Annotated in this window: 6 protein-coding genes; 1 reads left to right on the top strand and 5 read right to left on the bottom strand. The window is 65.1% G+C overall.

Going from position 1 to position 7,242, the window contains the following annotated elements:
- Positions 1–348 precede the first annotated feature (348 nt).
- Positions 349–594, top strand: a complete 246-nt coding sequence (locus IVA82_RS16540) for a PilZ domain-containing protein (RefSeq protein WP_187436442.1) — start codon at positions 349–351, stop codon at positions 592–594.
- 214 nt (positions 595–808) lie between these two features.
- On the opposite strand, the gene IVA82_RS16535 is transcribed toward IVA82_RS16540, so the two are convergent.
- From IVA82_RS16535 to cobS, 5 genes are all read right to left on the bottom strand, one after another.
- Positions 809–1,216, bottom strand: coding sequence for a hypothetical protein (locus IVA82_RS16535; protein WP_247390056.1), 408 nt, complete (start codon positions 1,214–1,216; stop codon positions 809–811).
- Between the two features lie 289 nt (positions 1,217–1,505).
- Entirely contained in the window at positions 1,506–2,618 is a 1,113-nt protein-coding gene (locus tag IVA82_RS16530) for an NADH:flavin oxidoreductase/NADH oxidase (protein WP_247390055.1), read from the bottom strand.
- A 224-nt stretch (positions 2,619–2,842) separates the two neighbouring features.
- On the bottom strand, positions 2,843–3,928 hold the full coding sequence (locus IVA82_RS16525) for an esterase-like activity of phytase family protein (protein ID WP_247390054.1): 1,086 nt from the start codon (positions 3,926–3,928) through the stop codon (positions 2,843–2,845).
- Positions 3,925–5,826, bottom strand: coding sequence for a cobaltochelatase subunit CobT (gene cobT, locus IVA82_RS16520; RefSeq protein ID WP_247390053.1), 1,902 nt, complete (start codon positions 5,824–5,826; stop codon positions 3,925–3,927). The genes IVA82_RS16525 and cobT overlap by 4 nt, the downstream gene beginning before the upstream one ends.
- A 186-nt stretch (positions 5,827–6,012) precedes the next feature.
- Positions 6,013–7,011 carry a cobaltochelatase subunit CobS gene (cobS, locus tag IVA82_RS16515; RefSeq protein WP_247390052.1) on the bottom strand — a complete coding sequence of 333 codons (999 nt, stop codon included), beginning with the start codon at positions 7,009–7,011 and terminating at the stop codon, positions 6,013–6,015.
- Positions 7,012–7,242 lie beyond the last annotated feature (231 nt).

The following is a 7,242-nucleotide window of genomic DNA, read 5'->3' as shown; positions in this document are numbered from 1 at the left end:
AGGTGGAGGTGGTGGGGTGAGGTGCCTCCAAGGCTCGCAATAACGGTGGGGAGGAAGTTCGCGCCACACACTGTCGTCCCGGCGAAGGCCGGGACCCATACCGCGTGATCTCTCGGTTGCGAACGGCAGGCGTACCGATCGACGAATCTTCGCCAAACTGAAGCCGGTGGTAATGGGTCCTGGCTTTCGCCGGGACGACAGGAGACTGAGGCGCCAGCGGCGCACCCCACCGCGCTTCCACCATTTTTCATTAAAATTCTCACCTCCGCCTTAGCCGTATCGCATCAACTTTCCCGGCATCATTGCAGCCCACCGCCGCGAGCCCTGCGGAATTGGAGGAGAGTGCCAATGCATCCGCGACGACATGCCCGGGTCAAACCCGCAGGCCTGGTGTCCCGCCAGGCCAAGATCATCACCGACCCCCGCGCGCCGGTGATCCCGTGCACACTGATCGACTATTCGCCGGGCGGCGCCTGCGTCGATCTCGGCGGCCAGGTGAAAATCCCCGACCGTTTCGAACTGCTGCACGTCAACACCAAGAAACGCTGCCGCATCGCCTGGAAGCGCGGCACGCGCGTGGGCGTGGTGTTTTGAGGGATCTGCTTCAGCTGTCGTAGCCGAAAGCGCCGACAAATCCTCAGCCGTCGTCCAGGCGAAAGCCAGGACCCATACCGCGGAATCTATCGATTGCGGACGGCAGGCGTACCGAGCGACGAGTCTTCGCCAAACGTCCGCTTGGGGTAATGGGTCCTGGCCCCCGTGCGCAACTGCGCACTAGGCCAGGACGACATCGAGATTTTAGCCAGCCCTACTTCCGCATCCTGGCCTTCGCACCCGCAACGATCTGCATGGCGACGCCGGCGATCCAGGCGATGAAGACGAGCCAGGTCAGCGCGCCGTGCGGCTCCAGCCGCAGCACGATGACGGCCACCGACACGAACGCGGCGAGCGTGGCGCACAGCGTGCCGGCGGAGCTGAGCAATTCGGCGGCGTCGATCTGGCTGTGGGCTTCATCGAACGGCAGCTGCGGCGTGTCGATGCCGAGATAGAAGCCGACCACGCCGAGCAGCATCATCACCAGCAGAAAGCCCTGCGTGGTGAGCGCGGGTATCGTCGAGCCGACATAGGCGCCGACGAACAGTCCGCACGCAGCGCCAGCCATGGCAAGGCCAACGCGCTCCAGCACATGGGCAGCTTTGCGAAAACGAAAACGCATGGCGGGCCTCATGGGGCTTGAGTGCGCGACAGGTTAAGCCTGTTTTGCGGCGGGTGGAAGGTAAGGTGGGTTACGGATGCGTGAGGGGGAACGTGAGGGGCGCGATATGCGACCCACAATTTCCTCCGTCGTCCTGGCGAAAGCCAGGACCCATTACCCTAGGAAGACGTTTGGCGAAGAGCGGTTGCCCGGTACTCCTACCGCGCGCCATCGATAGACCTCGCGGTATGGGTCCTGGCTTTCGCCAGGACGACAGCGGAGTTTGTGGCCCCGCTATCGCGTCTCACCCCTACCTCGCCCCGAACGTCGTCTTGCCGAACAGCTGCTTCTGCGTCGAGGGCTGCGAGCGCCAGTATTGCGGCGGGGCTTCGACCTCGCCGCCGAGTTCGGCGGCGGCGTGCCAGCCCCAGCGAGGGTCGTAAAGCATGCCGCGGGCGAGCGCGATCATGTCGGCCTTGCCGGATGCGACGATGTCCTCGGCGTGCTTCGCCTCGGTAATCAGGCCGACGGCGATGGTGGGCAATCCGGTCTCGCGCTTGATCGCGTCCGCAAACTGCACCTGGTAGCCGGGGCCGAGCGTGATCTTCTGAAGCGGCGAGACGCCGCCGGAGGAGGCATCGATCCAGTCGGCGCCGCGCGCCTTCAGCGCCCTCGCAAATTCAATCGTCTGCGGCAGATCCCAGCCGCCCTCGACCCAGTCGGTCGACGACACCCGCATGCCGACCGGCTTGTCGTGCGGGACTACGGCGCGCACCGCGTCGAACACTTCGAGCGGAAAACGCATGCGGTTCTGCAGGCTACCGCCATATTCGTCGGTGCGCCTGTTGGAGATCGGCGAGAGGAACTGGTGCATGAGATAGCCGTGCGCCCCGTGCAGCTCGATGGCATCGATGCCGATGCGCATCGCGCGGCGGGCCGAATCGACGAAGGCCTCGCGGATGCGCTTGAGTCCGCCTGCATCGAGCGCCAACGGCGCGGCATCGCCCTCCTTGTGCGGCACGGCGCTTGGGGCCACCGTTTGCCAGCCGCCTTCACTCACCGGAATCAGCTGGCCGCCGTCCCAGGGCCGCGCGCTGGAGGCTTTGCGGCCCGCATGCGCGAGCTGCATCGCGATTGCCGTGCTGGAGTGCTTGCGCACCGAGCTCATGATCTGCTTCAGCGCCGCCTCGCAGGCGTCGCTGTAGAGCCCGAGGCAGCCCGGCGTGATGCGCCCGATCGCCTCGACATGGGTCGCCTCGATGCAGAACATCGCCGCGCCCGACAGCGCCAGATTGTTTATGTGGGCAAAATGCCAGTCAGTGGCGACGCCGTCGTCGGCCGAATACTGGCACATCGGCGACACCACCAGACGATTCTTCAACGTCAGGCCGCGCAGCTTGATCGAGGAAAACAGGGCGCTCATGGGGGAGTTCCGAAGGGTGGAGGGGGCAATGTAGGGAGTGTAGTGAGTGAAGCGCGGATTGCCAGCCGCGCGGCGGGCATGGCGGCTAGCGGGGGATGCATTGCGGTGCGCGACGGGCGAACCTCCGTCCGTCGTCATTGCGAGCGCAGCGAAGCAATCCACTCTGCCGCCGCGGAACGATTCTGGATTGCTTCGCTGCGCTCGCAATGACGGGAGAGGCGCCCCTACTCCACCATCGTGAACTGCAGCAGCAGCGTGCGCTGGAGAAACGAGAAATTGTCGTCGGAGACCAGCGTCAGCACGGTCTCGCCGTCGGCGGTGACGTGCGCGTCGATGCCTTCCATGTTGTCGATCTCGTGGCCGAGATCGGCCGCGAACAGCTCGGGGCCGTCGACCAGCACGCCTGGCGCGATCGACTTGAGCGGGATGGCGCGGATGCGGATGTTGACGCCGGTGAACCAGGAAAACTTTCGCTCGAGGATGAGAAGCTCGCCGGAGGGCAGCAGCACCGCATCGCTGATGTCGAATTTATCGGTGCGGCGGACGCTGAACTGGCCGGGCGTGGCACCGCCGATCAGGAACGCGACGAGATTGCCGTCGGCATCCAGTCCGCGCTCGGAGAAGGCGATCAAGGTGCCGGCGAGCGGCTGGCTCTTTGATACGTCCTTGGGCACGAACACCAACGCCTCGAGCCCCTTGTTGTAAGGCAGCTGGCGCACGCCAGGCGGCACCGGCAGCACCTCACCGCGGGCGCGGGTGCCGCCTTTGGCAAAGTCGTAGCGCATGATCTGGTTGACGCGTTCGAGCCCGACATAAACGAACGAGCCGTCGCGCGCGATTGACTCCGAATCATACCAAAGCCGCTTCTCGGTGATCGGCCGCCCCTTGGCATTGAGCAGCGGCGCGGCCTCGACATTGTCGAGCCCGGTCATCTCGCGCCCGGAATAGCGGATGGCGCCGGTGAACCAGCCGCCCTGATCGGAGATCGCGAGGAAGCGCTCGCCCTTGCTGTCGAGAAAGCGGAAGCCGGACAATCCGCCGAACCCGCGATAGGGCGAGGTCAGCACCAAGCCGCTGCGATATTGCAGCGAGCCGAAGCGCACGCGCGCGCGGTCGCGCGGCTCAAACGCGGCAATCGGCCGCGCGTTGACCTCAATGGCAACCGGCTCGGTGACGGCGCGCTCGACCAGCGGAGGCTTCGGCGGCGGCTCGGCCGCAATCCGCGCTTGCGCAAATCGAGAGATTGCGAGGGTGGAGAATCCCGCCGCCGCGTGGCCAATAAAGCTGCGGCGGGATTGATGCTTGCTCACGAATGCAATTTGCGGCGCGGACGATTGGGAGCTTGCGGGGGCGCGGTGTTGGTCTCGCTGAAGAGTTCGGCGAGTTTCTCGGTGATGGCGCCGCCGAGCTCCTCGGCATCCACGATCGTCACCGCCCGACGATAGTAGCGCGTCACGTCATGGCCGATGCCGATCGCGATCAGCTCGACCGGCGAGCGGGTCTCGATCTCCTCGATGATGTGGCGCAGATGCCGCTCGAGGTAGTTGCCGGCATTGACCGACAGCGTGGAATCATCGACCGGCGCGCCGTCCGAGATCATCATCAGGATCTTGCGCTGCTCGGCCCGGCCGAGCAGGCGCTTGTGCGCCCAGTCCAGCGCCTCGCCGTCGATGTTCTCCTTCAGCAGGCCCTCGCGCATCATCAGGCCAAGGTTTTTCCGCGCGCGGCGCCAGGGCGCGTCCGCGGACTTGTAGATGATGTGCCTGAGATCGTTGAGGCGGCCGGGATTGGCCGGCTTGCCGGCGGCAAGCCAGGCCTCGCGGGACTGGCCGCCCTTCCAAGCGCGCGTGGTGAAGCCGAGAATCTCGACCTTGACGCCGCAGCGCTCCAGCGTGCGGGCGAGAATGTCGGCGCAGGTCGCCGCCACGGTGATGGGGCGTCCGCGCATCGAGCCCGAATTATCGAGCAGCAGCGTCACCACGGTGTCGCGGAAGGTCGCCTCCTTCTCGTGCATGAAGGACAGCGGATGATAGGGATCGGTCACCACGCGCGACAGCCGCGCAGGATCGAGGATGCCCTCTTCGAGATCGAACTCCCAGGCGCGGTTTTGCTGCGCCATCAGCCGGCGCTGCAGCCGGTTGGCCAGACGCGCGACGATGCCCTGCAGATGCGCGAGCTGCTTGTCGAGATAGGCGCGCAGGCGCTCCAGCTCGTCATGGTCGCAGAGGTCCTCGGCGGCGATGATCTCGTCGAATTTCGGCGCAAACGCATGGTATTCCGGCCCGCGCGGCTCGTTGGCCCCGCGCGAATTCGGCCGCGTCGCCTCGCCCGGCGTCTCGTCGTCGCCGAGCTCGCCGTCGTCGAACGTATCCGAGGTCGAGGCCTGCGCGCTTTCCATCGCGCTCTCGCTCAACTCCTCGCTCGAGGCCTGGGCCTGGTCGGCGCTCATCTCCTGGGCGGCATCGGAATCGGGCGAGCCCTCGGCGCCGGACTGGTCGTTGTCGCCGTCGCGGTTCTCGTCCTGATCGTCATCGTCCTCGCTGTCGGCATTGCGCTCGTCGCCGAGCTCGAGCGCCGACAACAAATCGTGCACCGCGTCGCCGAACCGGGTCTGGTCCTCAACGAGGTGGTCGAGCCGGTCGAGCCGCCTGCCGATCTTGTCTTCGAGAATGGGCCGCCAGAGGTCGACTACCTTCTTCGCCGCCGTCGGCGGCGTCATGCCGGTCAGGCGCTCGCGCACCAGCATTGCCAGTGCGTCCGCGAGCGGCGCGTCGGCACGGTCGGTGATCTCGTCGAACTTGCCGCGATGGAAATGATCGTCGAGCATCGCGGTGAGGTTTTTGGCAACGCCGGCCATGCGGCGCGCGCCGATCGCCTCGACCCGGGCCTGCTCCACCGCCTCGAACACGCCGCGCGCCTGCGGATTGCCGGGCATCAGCTTGCGATGCAGCTTTGGATCGTGACAGGCGAGCTTGAGCGCGATGGAATCGGCGTGGCCGCGCACGATCGCGGCATCCCTCTTGGTCATTTTTCGCGCGGGTTCGGGCAAACGGGCTTTACCTGGCGCAAGGCCCGGCCGCTCGGCGGCGAAGCTGACGTCGAGCTCCGGCGTCTTGGCGATCGCCTTCAGGCAGGACGCCACCGAGCGCTTGAACGGCTCGGTCGGGGCTTCCTTGGTGTTGCGGAATTTGGAGTTGGAGGTGGTCATTTCACCCTATCCGTCGTCCCGGCGAAGGCCGGGACCCATAACCACAGGGAGCAGTTATTGAGCACGTTGACGGCCCCGATCTTCGCAGCAACCACATCCTGTGGTTATGGGTCCCGGATCTGCGCGTCCTCCAAACGGCGCTTCGCGCCGTCAGGAGTTCGCTTGTCCGGGACGACATCTCAAACCTTAGCTCAGCGCCACGTTCACCGCCGATTCCGGCAGCTCGGCGTTGAAGCAGCGCTGATAGAACTCGGCGACCAGCGGACGCTCGAGCTCGTCGCACTTGTTGAGGAAGGTGACCCGGAAAGCAAATCCGATATCGCCAAAAATGTCGGCGTTTTCCGCCCAGGTGATCACCGTGCGCGGGCTCATCACCGTCGACAGATCGCCATTGGCGAACGCGTTGCGGGTGAGATCGGCGAGGCGCACCATCTTGTTGACGATGTCGCGGCCCTCCGTAGTGCGATAGTGCTTGGCCTTCGCCAGCACGATCTCCACTTCCTCGTCATGGCTGAGATAGTTCAGCGTGGTGACGATCGACCAGCGGTCCATCTGGCCCTGGTTGATCTGCTGGGTGCCGTGATAGAGGCCGGAGGTGTCGCCGAGGCCGACGGTGTTGGCGGTCGCGAACAGCCGGAACGACGGGTGCGGCTTGATCACCTTGTTCTGGTCGAGCAGCGTCAGGCGGCCGGAGACTTCCAGCACACGCTGAATCACGAACATCACGTCCGGGCGGCCGGCGTCGTATTCGTCGAACACCAGCGCGACATTGTTCTGGAGCGCCCAGGGCAGGATGCCGTCGCGGAATTCTGTGACCTGTTTGCCGTCGCGGACCACGATCGAGTCCTTGCCGACGAGGTCGATACGGCTGATGTGGCTGTCGAGGTTGACGCGCACGCAGGGCCAGTTCAGCCGGGCCGCGACCTGCTCGATATGGGTGGATTTGCCGGTGCCGTGATAGCCAGTGACCATGACGCGGCGGTTCTTGGCGAAGCCGGCGAGAATGGCGAGCGTGGTAGCGCGGTCGAAGCGGTAATCGGAATCGACTTCGGGCACATGAGGATCGACGGCGGCATAGGCCGGCACTTCGAGATCGCTGTCGATCCCGAACACCTGGCGCACCGACACCTTCATGTCGGGCAAACCGGAAATTTCCTCAACTTTGGACAGAGCGGCGGTCGTCATCAATCCTCCGAGGCCCCGGGCGATCCCGAGACCAGTTATTTGCACGTTGGGCTGCGGCTGGGTGCGTTTGCGAACCTATCAGAGACAACGTGCCGGCAGAAGCCCGCGCCACAATCAAAGTTCCGTTGTCTTTTCATTTAGATAGGCAAGGAACGCAGTTTTTGGAGGGCTGCCTTGCGAATCACGCTTGAATTTCGGGCGGGATGCCAGCCCTGCCTACGCGAGTGGCAC

Source organism: Bradyrhizobium sp. 142, from assembly GCF_023074015.1.
Lineage (GTDB): Bacteria > Pseudomonadota > Alphaproteobacteria > Rhizobiales > Xanthobacteraceae > Bradyrhizobium.
The sequence above is the reverse complement of the archived record's forward strand: the minus strand, read 5'-3'. Positions and strand labels throughout refer to the sequence as shown.